This is a genomic window from Pseudomonas sp. 10C3, from assembly GCF_036346185.1.
Lineage (GTDB): Bacteria > Pseudomonadota > Gammaproteobacteria > Pseudomonadales > Pseudomonadaceae > Aquipseudomonas.
The window spans coordinates 102,242-120,638 of the sequence record NZ_JASJVE010000014.1 but is presented as its reverse complement, the minus strand read 5'-3'; the positions used below and the strand labels follow the sequence as shown (position 1 = coordinate 120,638).

General features: G+C 55.4%; 16 protein-coding genes and 2 pseudogenes. 13 read left to right on the top strand and 5 right to left on the bottom strand.

Annotated features, from left to right (window positions below):
* Positions 1–15: 15 nt before the first annotated feature.
* Together tnpB and QN399_RS15330 are read right to left on the bottom strand one after the other, a co-directional pair.
* Positions 16–351, bottom strand: a complete 336-nt coding sequence (gene tnpB, locus QN399_RS15335; protein ID WP_330201149.1) for an IS66 family insertion sequence element accessory protein TnpB — start codon at positions 349–351, stop codon at positions 16–18.
* Positions 348–680 carry a transposase gene (locus QN399_RS15330; protein WP_330201148.1) on the bottom strand — a complete coding sequence of 111 codons (333 nt, stop codon included), beginning with the start codon at positions 678–680 and terminating at the stop codon, positions 348–350. Before QN399_RS15330 ends, tnpB begins: the two co-directional genes overlap by 4 nt.
* Before the next feature lie 668 nt (positions 681–1,348).
* On the opposite strand from QN399_RS15330, the gene ltrA reads away from it, so the two are divergent.
* The 9 genes and pseudogenes from ltrA to QN399_RS15290 all read left to right on the top strand — a co-directional run.
* The gene (gene ltrA, locus QN399_RS15325; protein ID WP_369125135.1) at positions 1,349–2,635 is read left to right on the top strand and encodes a group II intron reverse transcriptase/maturase; all 1,287 of its coding nucleotides are present in this window, start codon (positions 1,349–1,351) and stop codon (positions 2,633–2,635) included.
* A gap of 146 nt (positions 2,636–2,781) precedes the next feature.
* The gene (locus tag QN399_RS15320; protein WP_330201147.1) at positions 2,782–3,060 is read left to right on the top strand and encodes a metal/formaldehyde-sensitive transcriptional repressor; all 279 of its coding nucleotides are present in this window, start codon (positions 2,782–2,784) and stop codon (positions 3,058–3,060) included.
* A 7-nt stretch (positions 3,061–3,067) separates the two neighbouring features.
* A complete protein-coding gene (dmeF, locus tag QN399_RS15315; RefSeq protein ID WP_330201146.1) occupies positions 3,068–4,348 on the top strand; it encodes a CDF family Co(II)/Ni(II) efflux transporter DmeF in 1,281 nt (426 codons plus the stop codon).
* A 42-nt stretch (positions 4,349–4,390) separates the two neighbouring features.
* Positions 4,391–4,540: pseudogene (locus QN399_RS26840) on the top strand (DUF1289 domain-containing protein); the annotation flags it as partial.
* A 290-nt stretch (positions 4,541–4,830) separates the two neighbouring features.
* Entirely contained in the window at positions 4,831–5,172 is a 342-nt protein-coding gene (locus QN399_RS15310) for a hypothetical protein (RefSeq protein ID WP_330201145.1), read from the top strand.
* A 100-nt stretch (positions 5,173–5,272) separates the two neighbouring features.
* Positions 5,273–6,529, top strand: coding sequence for a TolC family protein (locus QN399_RS15305; RefSeq protein WP_330201144.1), 1,257 nt, complete (start codon positions 5,273–5,275; stop codon positions 6,527–6,529).
* Complete coding sequence (locus QN399_RS15300; RefSeq protein ID WP_330201143.1) at positions 6,526–8,010, top strand: efflux RND transporter periplasmic adaptor subunit; 1,485 nt, start codon at positions 6,526–6,528, stop codon at positions 8,008–8,010. The genes QN399_RS15305 and QN399_RS15300 overlap by 4 nt, the downstream gene beginning before the upstream one ends.
* On the top strand, positions 8,007–11,165 hold the full coding sequence (locus QN399_RS15295) for an efflux RND transporter permease subunit (RefSeq protein WP_330201142.1): 3,159 nt from the start codon (positions 8,007–8,009) through the stop codon (positions 11,163–11,165). The genes QN399_RS15300 and QN399_RS15295 overlap by 4 nt, the downstream gene beginning before the upstream one ends.
* Positions 11,162–11,266 (top strand): annotated as a pseudogene (locus tag QN399_RS15290) (heat-shock protein HtpX); the annotation flags it as partial. The gene QN399_RS15295 and the pseudogene QN399_RS15290, both read left to right, overlap by 4 nt.
* Positions 11,267–11,596: 330 nt before the next feature.
* Here the strand turns inward: QN399_RS15290 and QN399_RS15285 are convergent.
* Positions 11,597–12,154, bottom strand: coding sequence for a helix-turn-helix domain-containing protein (locus QN399_RS15285; protein WP_330201141.1), 558 nt, complete (start codon positions 12,152–12,154; stop codon positions 11,597–11,599).
* On the opposite strand from QN399_RS15285, the gene QN399_RS15280 reads away from it, so the two are divergent.
* Positions 12,145–12,765 (top strand): HPP family protein, encoded by a 621-nt coding sequence (locus QN399_RS15280; protein ID WP_330201140.1) that lies wholly within the window; start codon positions 12,145–12,147, stop codon positions 12,763–12,765. The two genes, QN399_RS15285 and QN399_RS15280, sit on opposite strands and share 10 nt — an antisense overlap.
* 513 nt (positions 12,766–13,278) lie before the next feature.
* On the opposite strand, the gene QN399_RS15275 is transcribed toward QN399_RS15280, so the two are convergent.
* The gene (locus tag QN399_RS15275) at positions 13,279–14,610 is read right to left on the bottom strand and encodes a PLP-dependent aminotransferase family protein (protein ID WP_330201139.1); all 1,332 of its coding nucleotides are present in this window, start codon (positions 14,608–14,610) and stop codon (positions 13,279–13,281) included.
* 240 nt (positions 14,611–14,850) lie between these two features.
* Here QN399_RS15275 and QN399_RS15270 point away from each other — a divergent pair, with 240 nt between their 5' ends.
* Positions 14,851–15,747, top strand: a complete 897-nt coding sequence (locus QN399_RS15270; protein ID WP_330201138.1) for a DMT family transporter — start codon at positions 14,851–14,853, stop codon at positions 15,745–15,747.
* A gap of 681 nt (positions 15,748–16,428) precedes the next feature.
* On the opposite strand, the gene QN399_RS15265 is transcribed toward QN399_RS15270, so the two are convergent.
* Entirely contained in the window at positions 16,429–16,965 is a 537-nt protein-coding gene (locus tag QN399_RS15265; protein ID WP_330201137.1) for an N-acetyltransferase, read from the bottom strand.
* A gap of 199 nt (positions 16,966–17,164) precedes the next feature.
* On the opposite strand from QN399_RS15265, the gene QN399_RS15260 reads away from it, so the two are divergent.
* On the top strand, positions 17,165–17,851 hold the full coding sequence (locus QN399_RS15260) for a C-terminal helicase domain-containing protein (RefSeq protein WP_330201136.1): 687 nt from the start codon (positions 17,165–17,167) through the stop codon (positions 17,849–17,851).
* Entirely contained in the window at positions 17,851–18,228 is a 378-nt protein-coding gene (locus tag QN399_RS15255) for a hypothetical protein (RefSeq protein WP_330201135.1), read from the top strand. The genes QN399_RS15260 and QN399_RS15255 overlap by 1 nt, the downstream gene beginning before the upstream one ends.
* Positions 18,229–18,397: the final 169 nt, after the last annotated feature.

Here is an 18,397-nt window from a genome sequence, read left to right as displayed (position 1 = left end):
TGGCTGTGGCAGGCGTTATAGGATGGAAATTGCACCACTTGGCCCGACTCTTTGCCAAGGCAAGCCCAGCACCAAAGCTTGTAGCTGTTCCGCACCCAAATCCACCTGAGTACCGTGTCGAGAACCCGGCCAGACGAACTTGCCCTGGTGCAGACGGCGGGGCGCCAGCCAGATACCCAACCCGTCATGCACAAGCACTTTCATGCGATTGGCGCGGCGATTCGCGAACAGATAAGCACAGTGCGGCTCCGCCGCACCGAACACCGCCACCACTCGAGCCAGCGCGGTTTCGGTGCCAGCGCGCATATTCATGGGCTCGGTGGCGAGCCAGATGGAATCGATGCGGATCATCGCAACAGGTCTCGAAGAAAAGTCGCACAGGCCGCGGCGTTGTCGGTTGGCCAGTTCACTTTTACGGTGCCACGCGGGTGTGGAATTTCGAGGCAAATAGTGGCTGGGGTGGAATCTGATCGTGACGCGGACGACTGTAGAGCCAGAGGAATGAAAGCTGGTTGCACGGCAACACTTGCCTGCGATTGCAGCCGAATCCACTTATGGACGATGTTCGCGTTGATGCTGTGGCTCAGTGCGACGCTAGCAATCGAAGCACCGGGCTGGGCGCACTCTTGGATGACCTGGACTTTGAAGGACTTGGAATAAGAACGACGTTTTGGCTGCATGAGATACCCGCTTAAAAGGCTAGAACTGGTGTCCGCTTAAATTTAAGTGCACACCATCGCCTTTGGCTTCGGGATCAGGAAGGTGTATTGGCCGGACGCATAGTGCGCCAGTTAAAGCTGGCGGAGGATAGTCGATGAAAGTTCGATACTGGTAAGAAATGGCGAATCAACCAGACCCCGAGTCATGCATGTTGCACCGTGAGGTGCAGGGTGAAGCGTTGACAGGGGAAACCGATGGGCCAGCCATTGAGCCGCGTAATCAGGAATCCGGGATGCCGATGCTGTTATGCGAAGCAGAAGGCAATACGGAGCATGGCGTTACACGCCTGTCATGCTCTGATCCCGCGCGGTCGGAGACCCTGTGCACGTCGGGAAGTCCTTCGCACAGAAACTGGGAGATCTCGGCAATGCCCGGTGCGCAAGCACCGGGCGGAGCAGGAAAGGCCAGAAGCCGTAACCCTGCTGTCTACGTTGCTGAGAAGTCGGATACGTCCGTAGTACCTGAGAGGCCGTCGAACAAGGGGCCAAGCCCTGCGGAGATGGTGGAGGAAAGGGACGTAGCCAAGGGAAACACCGACATGTCCCCCGCGCCCCGGACACAGAGCCGGATCAGTTGCGCGTCGATGGGACTTGAAGGTGTACGTGAAGCCGCTCGAAGGAATAAGGGCATGCAGTTCACGGCATTGCTGCACCACGTTACACCGCAATTACTGGCGCAGAGCTTTTATGCCCTGCGCCGGGATGCAGCGGTGGGCGTGGACGGCATGTCGTGGCGAGAGTACGAGGAAGGTCTTCTCCAGCGGGTAAGTGATTTGCACGCACGGCTTCATAGTGGTGCCTATCGGGCAACGCCGTCGCGACGGGTCTATATCCCCAAAGCCGACGGTAGGCTGCGTCCGCTGGGCATTGCCTCTCTGGAGGATAAGATCGTACAACAAGCAGTTGTCACTGTTCTGAATGCGATCTATGAAGAAGACTTTCTAGGATTCTCGTATGGGTTTCGGCCGGGACGTAGCCAGCACGATGCGCTGGATGCATTAACGGTCGCGCTCAAGGGCCAGAAGGTGAACTGGATATTGGATGCGGATATCACGTCGTTCTTTGATGAGATCGACCATGAATGGATGCTGATGTTTCTGGGACACCGGATTGCAGATCGGCGCCTGCTCGGACTTATCTGCAAATGGCTTCAGGCGGGAATAATGGAGGAAGGCCGTAGGGTGGCTGCGGCCAAGGGGACTCCCCAAGGCGCAGTGATATCGCCGTTACTGGCGAATATCTATCTTCACTACGTACTGGATCTGTGGGCAAGGCAGTGGCGCCAGCGCCACGCCCGTGGGGATGTGATTGTTGTGCGTTATGCGGACGATAGTGTGGTGGGTTTCAGGTTGAAATCGCAGGCCCAGAAATTCTTGGAGCAATTACGAGAACGACTGGCTAGGTTCGGTTTATCGCTCAATGCTTCGAAGACACGGCTGATTGAGTTTGGTCGTTTTGCTGCGAGAAATCGTAGAGACCGAGGCTTGGGTAAACCGGAGACGTTTGACTTCCTGGGCTTCACACACTGTTGTACTACCAACAGGAGCGGTGGCTTTCAAATACTGCGTCTGACGGTCAAGAAGCGAATGCGTGCAGCGCTGCTGGTCATTCGGGACGAGCTGAAACGTCGACGTCATGAGCCCATCCGGGTTCAAGGGCAATGGCTAAACCGAGTGGTCAGTGGGTATTTCAATTACCACGCGGTGCCGGGAAACCTAATTCGTCTTGGCGGTTTTCGTTTGGCGGTATGCCGTCTATGGCGGCAAGCTCTCAAGCGACGCAGCCAGCGTAACCGGCTTCAGTGGTCACGCTACGGACGCCTCGCCGATCTCTATATACCTAGACCCAGAAATGCACATCCTTACCCTGAGGATCGCTTCGCGTCACGTACCCAAGGCAGGAGCCGTATGCGGTAGTTCCGCACGTACGGATCTGTGCGGGGGGCGGCAGGTAACTGCCGTCCCTACCGCGACCCGCCGGGGATCAGATCTCTATGGCGGGCGTACATCATGACCATGTAACCTATACCCCCCTACAGTATATTTTAATCCGAGATGCACTCATGAGTCACACCATCCAGGACAAGAAAAAGCTATTGAGTCGTGTAAGTCGCATTCGTGGGCAGCTCGAAGCAATCGAACGTGCGTTGCTCGAAGAACGTGATTGCATTGAGGTACTCCAGCAAATCACCAGCTGCCGGGGCGCCATGAATGGTCTCTTGACCGTGGTGCTGGAGGACCATATCCGCACCCATTTGGTTGACGCGGACTTTGCCGATGGCAAAGAGCCGAATGATGCCAAAGAGCAACTGATCGAAATCGTCCACAGCTATTTCAAGTGAACTCAATATGAACAACCTATACGAAGCACCGTTCAATGTCGGTCATGACCACGTCTTTCTAGGCGTTGGCCATGAAAAAAATGAGCGCAAGACATGGGCTGTGATTGCACTGTGCACGGCCATGATGTTGGCCGAGATCATCGGTGGGAACCTGTACGGTTCGCTGGCACTGGTCGCAGACGGCCTGCATATGTCCACACACGCCGGTGCTATGTTGATCGCTGCACTGGCCTACACCTATGCGCGCAAACACGGCAATGATCGGCGGTTCGTGTTTGGTACGGGCAAGCTCGGTGACCTAGCGGGCTTCACCAGCGCCATTATCCTCGCGATGATCGCCTTACTGATAGGCTACGAAGCCGTTTCCCGTTTCCTGTCCCCGGTACCCATCCATTTCAGCGAAGCCATTCCGATTGCCGTCGTTGGCTTGGCTGTGAATATTGCCAGTGCCTGGCTGCTGAGCGGTGCAGGTCATGGACCTGACCACGGGCACAGCCATGGACACAGTCATGGGCATGCCGAAGGCGATGAACATGACGACCATCATGAAGAGATGCAGCGTATTGTCACTTCTGATGGGGTGTTCGAGCTGTCGATTTTCGAAGAAGGTGTTCCACCGGTATTTCGCTTCTCCAGCGAAGGCTCAACCCCCTCGCTCTCGCCAAGCGATGTCACGGTTACGACGATACGGTCGGACGGATCTCGGCAAGTCTATAACTTTCAGCAGAAAGCCGGCTTTCTGGAATCCACCAGCGACATTCCGGAGCCACATGGTTTCAAGGTAGCCGTTGTCCTGCCATCTGGAGAACAAACCGTCGAGTTCACGGAACACGCTCACGACAGTCATGAGGTGGATACCCGTGACCACAATATGCGAGCTGCTTACATTCACGTTATGGCAGACGCGGCCGTGTCAGTTATGGCCATCATCGGCCTGCTGTTGGCCCAGGCATTTGGTTGGCTTTGGATGGACCCGTTGGCCGGTATTGTCGGAGCACTCGTGATCGCCAACTGGTCCTACGGCCTGATACGTCAGACCGGTGCGATCTTGGTGGATGCCAGTGCAGATGGTCGGATTGAAGGTAAGATCAGGACGGTGATCGACGAGTCCGGTGACAAACTGGTGGATTTGCATGTTTGGCGGCTAGGCCCTGGGCATCTCGGAGCAGTAGTTTCGCTTGTGACACACGACCCGAAACGTACCTCGCAGTTTTACCATCAGCATCTTGCCCACTTCAAAGGGTTATCCCATATCACTGTTGAAGTGCTTCCAGAAGCGGCGGTCTGAGCAATGGCTCTAAAATCCCCTTGCACCTAAGTCTGTAAGTTCGATGGCAAGATCACTCTTTGCGTAGGCTGCTTGCGTACTTTAGAGGAAATCCGTGGCTGGAAAAAAATGACGGATCACCGCCGCCATCAGGTATTCAACGCGCGTTCAAAGCGGTTAGCGAAATTGCAGCGAGAAGCGATTTCAAGATAGCAGCGCTGGTTTGCAGCTGCTACTGGTCGATAATCGCGGTAAATGAGGGGCGATGTGTTCTCACGCTTTCGTTCTGACGATCAGCAGTCGCCGCTCACGAAAGACCGGAATTGACCCAATCGCGAAGTCATCACTGACATGGAAAAAGCTCGTCATACGCCTTTATTTTGTGCAGGTAATCCTGACTTAATTTAGGTTCGGTGATATCGCCTGGGTAGGCGCCTTTCGGCACGCTGATGATGACATGAGACCAATTGTAAGTGCCATTTTCAGCGACTACACTGCAGCCCATGAAATGCTACCTGCGGTTTTGCATCATCTTCATGATCAGCTTGGCGCTTCCCCTCAGCGGGATGGCGGGGGTTCAGGCACCGACAGAACCCTGCCCAATGAAGTCGATGGGCATGGCGATGATGGATGACATGGGCATGGACTGCTGCACCGATATGAAAAGCCCTATAGAGCACGGCAAACCTTGTAAGCCGGGCCAGGAATGCAAAACTGGCGGCATGCTGCAAGTCTCGATCTTCAAGCCTCCTGTTGCCTTATTCAGCCCCATAGTGCTTTCCTTCTTCAGCGATTCCCAGCCCGTACAGACCCCGTCCGGGGTATGGCGCCCCCCTCGCGTTTGATTCCTGTCCCACATTTGAGCCTCATTCCGCGTTAGCGGGATGGACTAGCTGCGCGCATGTCTTTTGACGCGGGCAGTGGATGATCACAGGAATCGTAAACATGAACTCCACGTGCTATTGCACAGGTTGGTCCTTTGTGGCCGGCCTGGCGGCAAGCGTACTGGCATTGCCGAGCCTCGCTGCCGCATTGACACTCGACGAAGCGCTGCGGCTGGCCGAAAACAATGCGCCGTCACTGACCGCTCAAGACGCCAAAATTCAGGCCGTCAGCAGCGCAGCTATTCCAGCCGGTGAATTGCCTGACCCCAAACTACTGCTGGGCGTGCAGAACTATCCCATTGGCGGTGCGGATCGCTGGAGCCTCGACCAAGACTTCATGACCATGCAAATGGTCGGGATCCGGCAGGAAATGCCCAACAGCGACAAACGCAGAGCGCGCATTGAGGTCGCCGATGCCGCCGTTGATCGAGCGGCAGCAGAGCGTCAGATCGAACGCCTGAAGGTACGCCAGTCCACGGCGTTGGCCTGGATCAGCAGCTATTCAGTTGAGCGCAAAGATGCGTTGTTCCAGGACTTGTACAAAGAAAACCGCCTGCTGTCCGACACCGTCCGAGCCCAGATTGCCGGTGGCCGCGCTCAACCTGCCGATGCGGTGACGCCCAAGCAAGAAGCGGCTCAACTGGCAGAGCAGCAGGACGATCTGATTCGCCAGCGCACACAGGCCCGAGCGGCCCTCAAACGTTGGATTGGCTCCGCAGCCAACGATAAGCCTGTGGGCCGCTTGCCTGAATGGCCCGTCGACACCTATGGCTACTCCCATAAGCTGCAACACCACCCAGAGTTGGCAGCGTTTGCACCGATGACCCGCGAAGCGCAAGCCAAGGTTCGTGAAGCCGAGGCGGAGAAGCAGTCGGACTGGAGTTGGGAGCTTGACTATCAACATCGTGGCCGACAGTTCGGCGATATGGTCAGCGTGCAACTTTCATGGGACCTGCTGTTATTCCCTGGCTCTCGCCAAAACCCCAAAATCGCAGCCAAACAGGCTGAACTCAGCCAGCTTGAGGCCGAGCGCGAAGCCCTGTCACGCGAGCACACTCAGCAACTGGAAAACGAACTGGCTGACTATGAGCGCCTGAATCGTGCCGTGCGCCGAAACCAGGAAAGCCTGTTGCCGCTGGCCAAGGAAAAGGTCGAACTCAGCATTGCCAGTTACCGCGCCGGCAAAGGCGACTTGAACTCAGTTGTTGCCGCCCGACGTGAATTCATCGAGGCCCGCCTCAAACAGATCGACGTGGAAGAGCAGCGAGCGCTGACTAGTGCGCGTCTGTACTTTGCTTATGGGGAGTCCAGCCAATGATCCTTAAAAAATGGAACGGAGCATTGCTGGTAGGCATCTCTTTGGCATTGGGTGTTGCCGGTGGTTACTGGTTCTCTCACCAGCGCATGAGCGGAGTGCCGGCTACCTTCCCTGAGCAGAGGCTCAACTCATCGGACGAACGCAAGGCACTGTATTGGTATGACCCAATGTACCCGCAGCAAAAGTTCGATAAGCCGGGTAAGTCTCCTTTCATGGACATGCAACTGGTCCCTCAGTACGCGGGTGGCGCAGGGGATCGTGCGACAGTCAGTATCGATCCTAGCCTGACCCAGAATCTCGGTCTGCGTTTTGCGACAGTCACTCGCGGGGTCTTTGACACCAGCATCGATGTGACGGGTGTCTTGGCGTTCAACGAACGTGATGTCGCTGTGATTCAGGCCCGCACCAGCGGATTTGTGGAGCGGGTCTATGCCCATGCTCCAGGCGATGTGCTCAAAGCCAATGCGGCGTTGGCGGATATCCTGGTACCCGAGTGGGCCGCTGCTCAGACAGAGTTCCTTGCACTGAAGCGCAACGGTGATGCTGACCTGATGGTTGCGGCTCGCCAGCGACTAAGGCTCACAGGAATGCCGGCAACGCTGATAACTCAGGTAGAGCGTGTCGGTAAGGTCCAGCCCTACTTGACGTTCACCAGCCCCATTGCCGGTGTGCTGCAAGAGTTGAACGTCCGTGCGGGTATGACCGTGGCGGCGGGCGAAACACTGGCACGCGTCAATGGCTTAAGTAGTGTCTGGTTAGCCGTGGCCGTTCCCGAATCAGAGACTGGATCAATCACTGTGGGGCAGGGGGTCGAAGCTCGCCTGCCAGCCTTCCCAGGGACAATGCTCAATGGCAAGGTCAGCGCGATTTTGCCCGAAACCAATCCGGACAGCCGCACCCTTCGCGTGCGGGTGGAACTACCCAATCCGGATGACCGCCTCAGACCGGGTTTGACGGCTCAGGTACGCCTGAACCGGTCCACTGGGCAAAGTGTGTTGTGGGTGCCAAGCGAGACAGTCATTCGCACTGGCCGTCGTGTCCTGGTGATGCTCGCCGAAGACGCGGGCCGCTACCGTCCCGTGGAGGTGCAACTCGGGCAGGAAAGCGATGGCAAGACGGCGATAGTGAAAGGTCTGGAAGAAGGCCAGAAGGTGGTTACGTCTGGCCAGTTCCTGCTCGACTCTGAGGCCAGTCTTAAGGGCATCGTCGCAAGCATGGAGGAAGTATCGCCGCCCAGCGTAGCAGCGTCTAGCTTTCATGAAGCGGGCGGGCAGATCGTTGAGATCAACGACAAAGAAGTCACGCTCGCCCATGGCCCCTTCAAGACATTGGGCATGCCTGGTATGACGATGACTTTCCCACTCGCCAATCCGGCTCTGATGCAGGGCCTCAAAACGGGCGACAAGGTTCGGGTCGCGGTGAGTCAGACCGATGATGGTTTGCGTGTTGAGCGCCTGAGCAAATCGGGGAGCCAGCCATGATCGCGGCCCTCATCCGTTGGTCCGTGGCCAACCGAATCCTGGTGCTACTGGCGACGCTGTTCATCACGGCTTGGGGCATCTTGTCGGTGCAGAACACGCCCATTGATGCGCTGCCAGACTTGTCCGATGTGCAGGTGATTATCCGGACTCCTTATCCAGGACAAGCGCCGCAAATTGTCGAGAATCAGGTCACCTACCCGTTGGCCACCACCATGCTCTCGGTGCCGGGAGCAAAGACGGTGCGTGGTTATTCCTTCTTCGGCGACAGCTTCGTTTACGTGCTGTTTGAAGACGGCACTGACTTGTACTGGGCCCGCTCGCGGGTGTTGGAGTACCTGAGCCAAATACAAAGTCGGTTGCCGGCCAGCGCCAAGCCGGCGTTGGGGCCGGATGCGACGGGAGTGGGCTGGATCTATCAGTACGCACTGGTGGATCGCAGTGGCGGACACGATCTGGCGCAGCTTCGTGCTCTTCAGGACTGGTTCCTCAAGTTCGAACTCAAGACCCTGCCAAACGTTGCGGAAGTGGCTACGGTGGGTGGCATGGTCAAGCAGTACCAAGTGCAGCTTGATCCGCTCAAGCTGGCCAACCTCGGTATCACTCAGGCTGAGGTAACTGAAGCTATCGGCAAGGCCAATCAGGAAACCGGTGGCGCCGTGCTGGAGATGGCAGAAACCGAGTTCATCGTGCGGGCTTCCGGCTACCTGAAGACGCTCAATGACTTTCGGGCGATCCCACTAAAGTTGGGTTCGGGCGGTGTCCCGGTGACACTTGGCGATGTCGCCACGATCCAGTTGGGTCCGGAAATGCGGCGTGGCATCACTGAACTCGATGGCGAAGGCGAGACCGTCGGCGGCGTAGTGATTTTGCGTAGCGGCAAGAACGCTCGCGAGACCATTGCTGCGGTCAAGACCAAGCTCGACGAGCTGAAAAGCAGCCTGCCAGCCGGGGTAGAAATCGTCACCACCTACGACCGCAGCAAGCTGATCGACCGCGCTGTGGAAAATCTCAGCCACAAGTTGATTGAAGAGTTCATCGTCGTTGCGTTGGTCTGCGGGATCTTTCTTTGGCACTTACGTTCATCCCTTGTGGCGATCATTTCGCTGCCGGTGGGGGTGCTTATTGCCTTCATTGTCATGCGCCACCAAGGGATCAACGCCAATATCATGTCCCTGGGCGGGATCGCTATCGCCATCGGCGCGATGGTCGACGCTGCCGTGGTAATGATTGAGAACGCCCACAAGAAGGTTGAGGCCTGGCACGTGGCCAATCCTGGGGGGGAACTGAAGGGGGAGCGTCATTGGCACGTGATTACCGAAGCGGCGGCTGAAGTAGGACCCGTACTGTTCTTCTGTTTGTTGATCATCACCCTGTCGTTCATTCCGGTTTTTACCTTGGAAGCACAAGAGGGACGGCTGTTCGGCCCATTGGCTTTCACCAAAACCTACGCCATGGCCGCAGCGGCTGGATTGTCAGTGACCTTGGTGCCAGTGCTGATGGGCTACTGGATTCGAGGACGAATTCCCAGTGAACAACAGAACCCATTGAACCGTTGGTTGATTAGGATCTATCAGCCAGCCTTGGACGTGGTGCTGCGTCGTCCCAAAGTCACGCTACTGGTAGCGCTATTGGTTTTTGTCAGTGCGCTATGGCCAATGTCTCGCTTGGGTGGCGAGTTCCTTCCACCGCTGGACGAGGGTGATTTGCTCTACATGCCTTCTGCTCTGCCGGGGTTGTCAGCACAGAAGGCGGCGCAGCTGTTACAGCAGACCGACCGCCTGATCAAGACGGTGCCCGAAGTCGAACACGTTTTCGGTAAAGCAGGACGTGCCGAAACCGCCACCGACCCGGCGCCGCTGGAAATGTTCGAAACCACTATTCAGTTCAAACCACATGAGCAATGGCGTCCAGGAATGACCCAGGAAAAGCTCGTGGAAGAGCTGGATCGCGTGGTACGTGTCCCCGGCTTAACCAACATTTGGATACCGCCGATTCGTAACCGCATCGATATGCTGGCGACGGGTATCAAGAGCCCCATAGGGGTGAAGGTTGCCGGCACTAATCTGACGGAAATTGATGCTGTCACCCAGGCGGTCGAGCGAGTGGCCAAGGACGTACCCGGTGTCAGTTCGGCTCTGGCCGAGCGACTGACCGGTGGCCGCTATATCGATGTGGATATCGACCGCAAAGCCGCCGCCCGCTACGGACTGAATATCGCCGATGTGCAGTCCATCGTGGCCGGCGCTATCGGCGGTGAAAACGTCGGGGAAACCATTGAGGGGCTCGCACGCTTCCCGATTAACGTGCGCTATCCACGGGAGTGGCGTGACTCGCTCGGCGCCTTGGAGCAGTTACCGATCTACACCCCGTTAGGTAGCCAGATTACCCTTGGCACTGTGGCGAAGGTCAAGGTCAGCGACGGCCCGCCGATGCTCAAAAGCGAGAACGCAAGGCCTTCAGGCTGGGTGTACATCGATGTGCGTGGCAGGGACATTGCCTCGGTGGTCGCCGATCTGCGCCGGGTCGTCAATGAACAGGTCAAGTTGCAGCCTGGCATGAGCCTTAGCTACTCGGGACAGTTCGAATTTCTTGAGAGGGCTAACGCACGACTCAAATTGGTGGTGCCTGCCACGCTGCTGATCATTTCCGTGTTGCTCTACCTGACTTTTTCCCGCTTGGATGAGGCCTTGCTGATCATGGCCACTCTGCCATTCGCACTCACTGGCGGAGCATGGTTCCTCTATCTGTTGGGATTCAATCTGTCGGTCGCCACGGGTGTCGGCTTTATCGCGTTGGCCGGTGTCTCTGCCGAGTTTGGCGTGATCATGCTGCTCTATCTGAAAAACGCTTGGGCCGAACGTGAAGACCTCGGCGACAGCACTGAGCGCGGGCTGGTTGCAGCGATTCGTGACGGCGCTGTGCAGCGAGTTCGACCCAAAGCCATGACCGTGGCCGTCATCATTGCAGGGCTGTTACCCATCTTGTTGGGCAGCGGAACCGGCAGCGAGGTGATGAGCCGTATTGCTGCACCCATGGTCGGCGGCATGGTTACAGCCCCCTTACTTTCACTGTTTGTTATTCCGGCAGCCTATCGTTTGATGCGCCGTCGGCACCTCCCTATTGAGCCTTCCACCCCTCAAGGAAAAGTCATATGAAACTGACCCTGATTGCAGTTGCTAGCACCGTATTTACGCTGTCTCTTTCTGCCCTGGCAGAGGACATGTCGGGCATGAAAATGGACGGTATGGAGGGCATGCTGCGTAATTGCATGGAATTGACCACCCATTTGCATTGCCACTGACCAGTCAATTGCATTCGACTTGACCAGCACACTCGGTAGTGACGACCGGCAGAGAACGGCCGATTCTGTTGAAAAAGTCGGCCTTAGTTTCCTTGGCAAAAAAGTAAGCGTCTGAGATTGAAATCCAGAATTCTCGCAGAGGCATTCGGACTGATATTTCACGTAGCGGCGTGCTAAAAGGCGCTTTCACCGATCAATTTTTCGGCCGTTTGAGAAAACCGACTTTTTCAACACAATCGGCCAAAAGCGGTCATCCTAGGTGGGCTCGTTTCGTCCATTTACAGGCTACTTTTCGAATTCCCTGCGTGTCAGCATCAACACCATGTCTCGAGCCGAATTAAGGACATCCTCCGAGGGGCCATTAACCTGGCACGTAACGATCAACCCTTCGCCGATTAAGAACAACTGCCTCGCGGCTAAGAATGGCTGCTTAAGCTTTGCATCGGTACAGATATCTTCCAGATAAGCGAGAACCTGTTGCTTATGCCGCTTCGCCAAAATGTGCGGCTGATCGGTCTTTCCGCTGTACTCGGCTGAAGCATTGATAAAGGCACAACCATGAAAGTCTGGTTCTTGGACCCATGCACCAATGAATTCGATGTATGCCAGTGGCCGTAGCGGATCGGAAACCGTTTCCACCACCTCTCTTATTTTCCTCATGAACTCGGTATCTCGAAGCTGTAAGGCTGCCTCGACAAGATGTTCTTTGCTGGAGAAATGGCGATACAGCGTCTTTTTGGTTACCCCAGCTTCTTGGCTTAGCTGTTCCACCCCGGAGGCGTGATAACCCTGGCGGTAAAATAATCGTAGAGCGGACTCAGTGATGGTGTCGGATGTACTCATTTCCTTGGGCCTCATGCAGATATGTAAGGAGTGTATACCGATCGGTTGACATGAAGGTATACCGATCGGTATCTTCTGATGTACGACCCCACTCTCTCGGAGTTACTACTGTGCCAATCGCTCCCCTGCTCAGATCCAATGCACCACCAGCACCTTCTCTGCGTTTCACGTTGATGTCATTCATCGGAGCAGTCATCACAATCGGGGTAACCGGTTGGCTCAGTTATATTTCTGGAGTGCCTTGGCTAATGGCCTCCTTTGGTGCTAGTTGCGTACTTGCTTTCGGGGTGCCTGAGTCGCCGCTGGCCCAGCCGCGCAGCATTATCGGCGGACACGTGGTGTCAACCCTGGTCGGGCTTCTGGTTCTGGGTACCCTTGGGAACTCATGGTGGGCAGGTGCATTGGCCGTGGGACTGGCATTGGCAGCTATGCAACAAACACGCACTTTACATGCCCCAGCAGGGGCTAATCCGTTGGTTGTGCTAGCCGCAAGTGCCCCTGTTAGCTTTCTGGTCACACCGGTTTTGACGGGTTCAATTGTGATCGTCGCGGTAGCCTGGTGTCTGAACAACATACGTAGTCGGGGTAGCTATCCCAAGTATTGGGTATAAACAAGCCCAGCCCGTTAGGACTTTGACTCCGGGTTCCGTAAGGAATCTCAATGTAAAACGTCTGCTTTGGGTCGAGGCTGTGTAAAAACGTTTTTGAGCGAGTTTGACAGTCAGGATCGCAACGAGAAACGCGATCCTATGCAAATTTTAGAGCTGCTGACCAACCAAACGCTGGCAGATTTTACGTAGCAACGCAGACTTCAAAGCGGTGTTTGCATTTTTACACAGCCTCGGTCGCTTTCTGCCGGTGGCGACCGGTAGAAATCGGCCGATTCTGTTGAAAAAGTCGGCCTCGGTTTTTACGGAAGAAAAGTACGCGTCGTAGATTGAAATCCTTAATATTGGCAGAGGTTTTCAGGCTGAGATTTCACGTAGAAGCGTGCTGAAAGGCGGCTTTTCCGGCCAATCTTTCGGCAGTTCTAAAAAATCGACTGTTTTCAACAGAATCGGCCATTAGCGGACGTTACGAGCTGAGTTTGTAGGTAGATCCATGGTGGCCATCGCAGACCTACGCTATGAGTAAGCACCAACAACCCGCTTCACTTTCACGAGCGCTTCTCGAAGCGAGTCCATATCCGCAGACCCCAGCGCTAATCGGATCGCATGCGGTACATGGGCAGAGGTAGCAAAAGGCTCGGCGGTTGAAACTGAAACTTTTTCACGCATCAACGCCATGGCGATCTGGTCAGCTCTTGCATCTTCCGACAAGGGCAGCCAAAGAAAGTAGGAAGAAGGATGGCGAACGTATTGGAGCCCCGCCAGCACTTCACCGGCCATGGCTTGCCTAGCCTGCGCATCCCGGCGCTTTTCAGCTTCCAACTGCATAACAGTACCATCGTCGAGCCACGCGCTCGCGATCGCAGTCAACACTCCCGGGGTATTCCATGTGGTCGCCCTGATCGTTCGCTCCAACGCGGGCACTTTTTGGGCGGGAGCTGCGACGAAGCCTACGCGCAATCCGGTGGCCACACTCTTGGATAGCCCTGAGACGTAAACAGTCCTCTCTGGTGCGAGTTCCGCTAACGGTGCAGGTGGTTCCTCAGCGAGGAAGGCGTAAGCTGCGTCCTCAATGATGAGCAGCCCATGCCTGCGCGCAATCGTCACGAAGTACTCGCGTTGATCGGCACTCATCACCCATCCTAGCGGATTGTGCAGCGTCGGCATCGTATACACAGCCCGGACGCGTCTACTCCGGCACAGGTTGTCCAGCGCATTCAGATCAGGTCCATGATCGGCCGCGGGAATTGGCACGACTTCAAGGTGCAGTGCTTTGGCCAGCACCTTGAATCCTGAATAGGTCAACGCATCAGCTACAACTACATCACCGGGTTGCAGCAGCGCCATCATCGTCACGGCCAACCCATGCTGAGCACCACTGACCATTAACACTTGCTGAGCATCAACCGTCAGCCCTCGGGCGCGCAAATGGCGCGCCACAGAGGCGCGCTCATGCAGACGCCCTGCGTGTGGCTGGTAGCGTAATAGGGACTCCAGGTCACCGGCCAACGCGAGCTGGCGCAAGGCACTTCGCAACAGTTCTGCCTGTCCTGGAAGCGATGGATAGTTGAAGTTGAGATCCGTCATTCCAGTTGCAACGTCTTTCTGGTCGATACCCAGGCCAGGAGGTAACGAAGTCTCCCTCACAAAAGTGCCTCGACCAGTCTCCCCACTGACCAGGCCCATGGCTTCGAGCTCTGCATAAACCCGAGTTGCAGTCACCAGGGCCAGCCCTTCTGTAGCCGCCAGCTGGCGATGCGTCGGCAAGCGCGTGCCCGGCAACAATCGTCCTGACCTGATATCAGCCGCAAAAGCATCCACTAATGACTTGTATCGTGAGCGAGGCATGCCGAGATGTATCCATGACAATATTTTGATTGTATTGATCTTCGATCATACGATGCATCTCGTGCAACCTGAGAGCGATGGCGCTCTGAACCATATGAGCTCAGCGGTCGACATGCTGAGAGCATTAGCGACGTTCTAAGGACTAGGTTTCAGGATGCACTTGCATTGACGATTACCTTGTCGACCGCTACACGAATAGTGCGGTCAACCATAAGCAAACAGTATTGAGTGTGACCCTAAATGGAACGTACATCGAACCTGCAAAACCAAACGACGGAAAAGACAGCGAGCGGATGGCTCAATGGGTTCATCGGCGTACTCATATTCAGCGGCTCGCTGCCAGCAACACGGGTGGCCGTTCTAGAATTTGACCCGGTCTTCCTGACGGTTGCCCGAGCAACCATTGCGGGAGTCCTGGCACTTTGCATTCTTGTACTCTTTAAAGAAAAGCGTCCTGCCAAGAGTCAGCTTCTACCCTTGGCTATAGTGGCAATGGGCGTTGTATTAGGGTTTCCTCTGCTGACTGCGCTGGCTCTACAGTATGTGACGTCTGCGCATTCCATCGTCTTCGTTGGCATGTTGCCACTCGCCACAGCTGCGTTCGGTGTTTTGCGCGGTGGCGAGCGTCCCCGGCCGGTTTTCTGGTTCTTCTCAGTCTTGGGAAGCGCGCTGGTTGTGGGGTTTGCTGTCTCCCAAGGCCTGACGGCTTCTCCAGCGGGGGACATTCTAATGTTGCTGGCAATCCTCGCCTGCGGACTTGGCTATGCAGAAGGTGCGAAGCTTTCAAGGACACTTGGAGGCTGGCAGGTGATCTCTTGGGCATTAGTTCTGTCGCTGCCCGTTATGGCCCCGCTGACTTGGTTCTTGGCACCGCCTTCGTTCTCAGCAATTACTGCATCCGCGTGGGTCAGCCTGGCTTACGTATCGATCTTCAGCATGCTTATCGGTTTTGTATTCTGGTATCGCGGGCTTGCCCAAGGGGGTATTGCCGCCGTCGGTCAGCTTCAGCTACTACAGCCTTTCTTTGGATTGGCGCTGGCGGCCACATTGCTTCACGAGCAGGTCAGCATTGGCATGCTTGGGGTAACCGTTGCCGTTATCCTTTGCGTTGCTGGAGCGAGAAAATTTGCGAAGTAGTCACTCTTGGTCATACCACACTGATGTAGCACTGATCCAGTAGTCCTGAAAACAGGCTCACTTAGCGCAAGCGCCATTGTGATCCCTAATTTCATTCCCGGCTTGCGCCAAGTGGCGCTAGCCGCTTCGCTTTAGCTGATACACCGTAAGCGTCTGCCAAAGTCACCTTGCATAGGCGACCACCATTTCAAGTATCTGGTGCCTCACCTGATCGGAAGGAGGCGTTTCGTGATAGAGGACTGTTGACATTGGCATACCTGGAAAGGGATTGAATGAAGTGGGTGCCCTAGTGCTTCCAAAACCCGCTCAATGGCGATCTGGTATTTGTTGCGTCCATTATGCAAGGCACTGGAAGTGCCAGAAGCCAGTCGTAGTTTGGAAGGTTCGGCACGGAGCGAGTGACACCGCCAGCAGGTGCTGCCGCTTTCTGACAGGCAAAAAAAAACTGCCTCAAAGGCAGCTTTCTTGGGTGTTCGGCTGCATCAGCCTGCCAGGCGACCAACTGGCTCAAAGTCGCGGCCTTTTGACAGCGCAACGTCCAGAAACCGGCTCTGCGTGTTAGACCGTTTGGCCATCAACTGACGGGCTTCAGCTTGGAAGCGAGCGGTCATCAATGGCTTTGGTTCGTGCTTAGGCTTGTGCATAGACACCTCTCGGGTCTTTAAAGTTGGATAGATAGTATTACTGCTCAACGGCGGTGACAAGTCGGCCGGACGAATCGAAGGCGAATCCGAGGCTCTCATACACCGGTATGGCGCCTATAGCCGGCTCCTGAACCTCGATTTCAGTGCATCCGATGAGTACAGCGTAGTTTTCAATCGCTGTTAACGCCAAGGCCGCAACGGCGCCGCGAAGCGGATGTGATGAGTCGGGCTTGCCCTCAAGAATCACAATTTTGATGCAAAGTTTGCTCTTACGCGGGGATGCGTAGCACAGGCCACACAGTTCCTGGTCGAACCAAAGGGATATGTCGAATCCGCGAGTGTCTTCCTGCTTCCACTCATGAACAACACTATCCCAAGGATACAGGGTTTCATTCTCACCCCACATATCAGACGCCTCAATGGCCGCCTGAGTGATTGGCTCATAACGGATTTTTGCCGTGTCGATACCTCTGGCAATGAAATTCTGGTTTCCCTGCGCAAGCTCTTGAGCATGCTTGCGGGCTTCAGACCTGTATATCTGGTAGCGATACTGATTTCCGCGATACTTGGACATGTCCAACCAATGGGTGAATTCCGAAGGCCAGGAGGATAACGGCATCCAACCAAATTGCTAGGTTCGAGCATGGATTTCGTCCATTCCCGAAGCGGGTAGGCGTCGCCCCATCACACGATCTATACAAAGAGATTTGAAATGCGTACCAGCCGCTTAGCCTTGGCTCTGATGATATGTCTCGCAACACCCTCTTTCGTTTTTGCTGCAGCGAAGAAGGACACCAAGAATCGCGCGCTACCAGACTGAGAAAAGGTACAAGTCGATGGCTCCAGTCTATCGACCCAGTCCTGCCTATTTTTCGCAAAAGGTGCCTGAGTGTCTGTCCCATGTGGTCACTTGGGTCGACACCAGCGAGTTAGGCAAAAAAGCCTACGACAGCGGCACGCTGAGCCTGTCCAACAATGTTGAAGCGGATGCGATCATCCGGCTGCTGGAAGAAATCGCAGAGGACACTGAATTTTGCGCGGGCATGCTCAAGGAGATGGCCGAATCGCAAGAGCCTCCAATCGGCGTCATCTGCATGTATCTCGACCAGAGAAAACTGGTGAGAAAGAGGTTTGCCGAGAAAAACTGGTCGGAGGAGTTCCGCAAGCTAGTAAAGATCGAGACCGTCGACAGTTATCAAGGTAAGGAAAACAACATCATCATCGTTTCCCTAACTCGCGCCAAAGCGGATCAATCACCTGGCTTTTTGGCGACCCCGAATCGTATCAACGTCGCGGTGTCACGTGCGATGGAGCGGTTGGTCATCGTAGGCAATTTAAGGATGTGGAGCGGCAGGAACGCAAGGCTTCCATTGGGTCAGGTAGCAAGCTTTATCCAGACGAAACAGGACACGATCAACTACTGCATCAAACCAGTGACACCGGCCAGGAGGGTTGTCTGATGGAGCTTAACCCAGTTGTTCTATTCGAGCTGGACGTCGTGGTCCCTGCGCAACAGTTCCGTATCGAGTACACCCTTGTGGACAAAGGGGGCCTGCCAGTCGTACCGGAATTTCTACTAAGACTGCTCAAGATTTCTGCGTTGCTGCCAGCTGAAATCGCCAATTATTTTGGGTTCACGGCTCAAGAGCTGAGTTTTGCAATCACACCTTTTTTACAGACGGGAGAGCTTAAAACGCGCCCTGATGGACGAATAGAGTTGACCGATAAGGGCCGTGGCTTGTTCGCCGGCAACCATGAGTCACCGATTGTGAAGCGCAAGGAAGAGCGCGAGCAGATGTTCGTGTTTGATCTCCTGGCGTTTACTTGCCTATGTTGAGGAAAGCTCCGGCGTAGTCATAATAATCGCCGCGTGGATGCTGGATCCCGTCACCTGCATAAACATGACGCTCGGTGAGCCGATAGTCACTGTGACAGCGTTGCGCGCTCTGCACCAACTTCTCATCGAGCACGGTTTACGGAGAAACTCGCCAGACAATTCCGATATT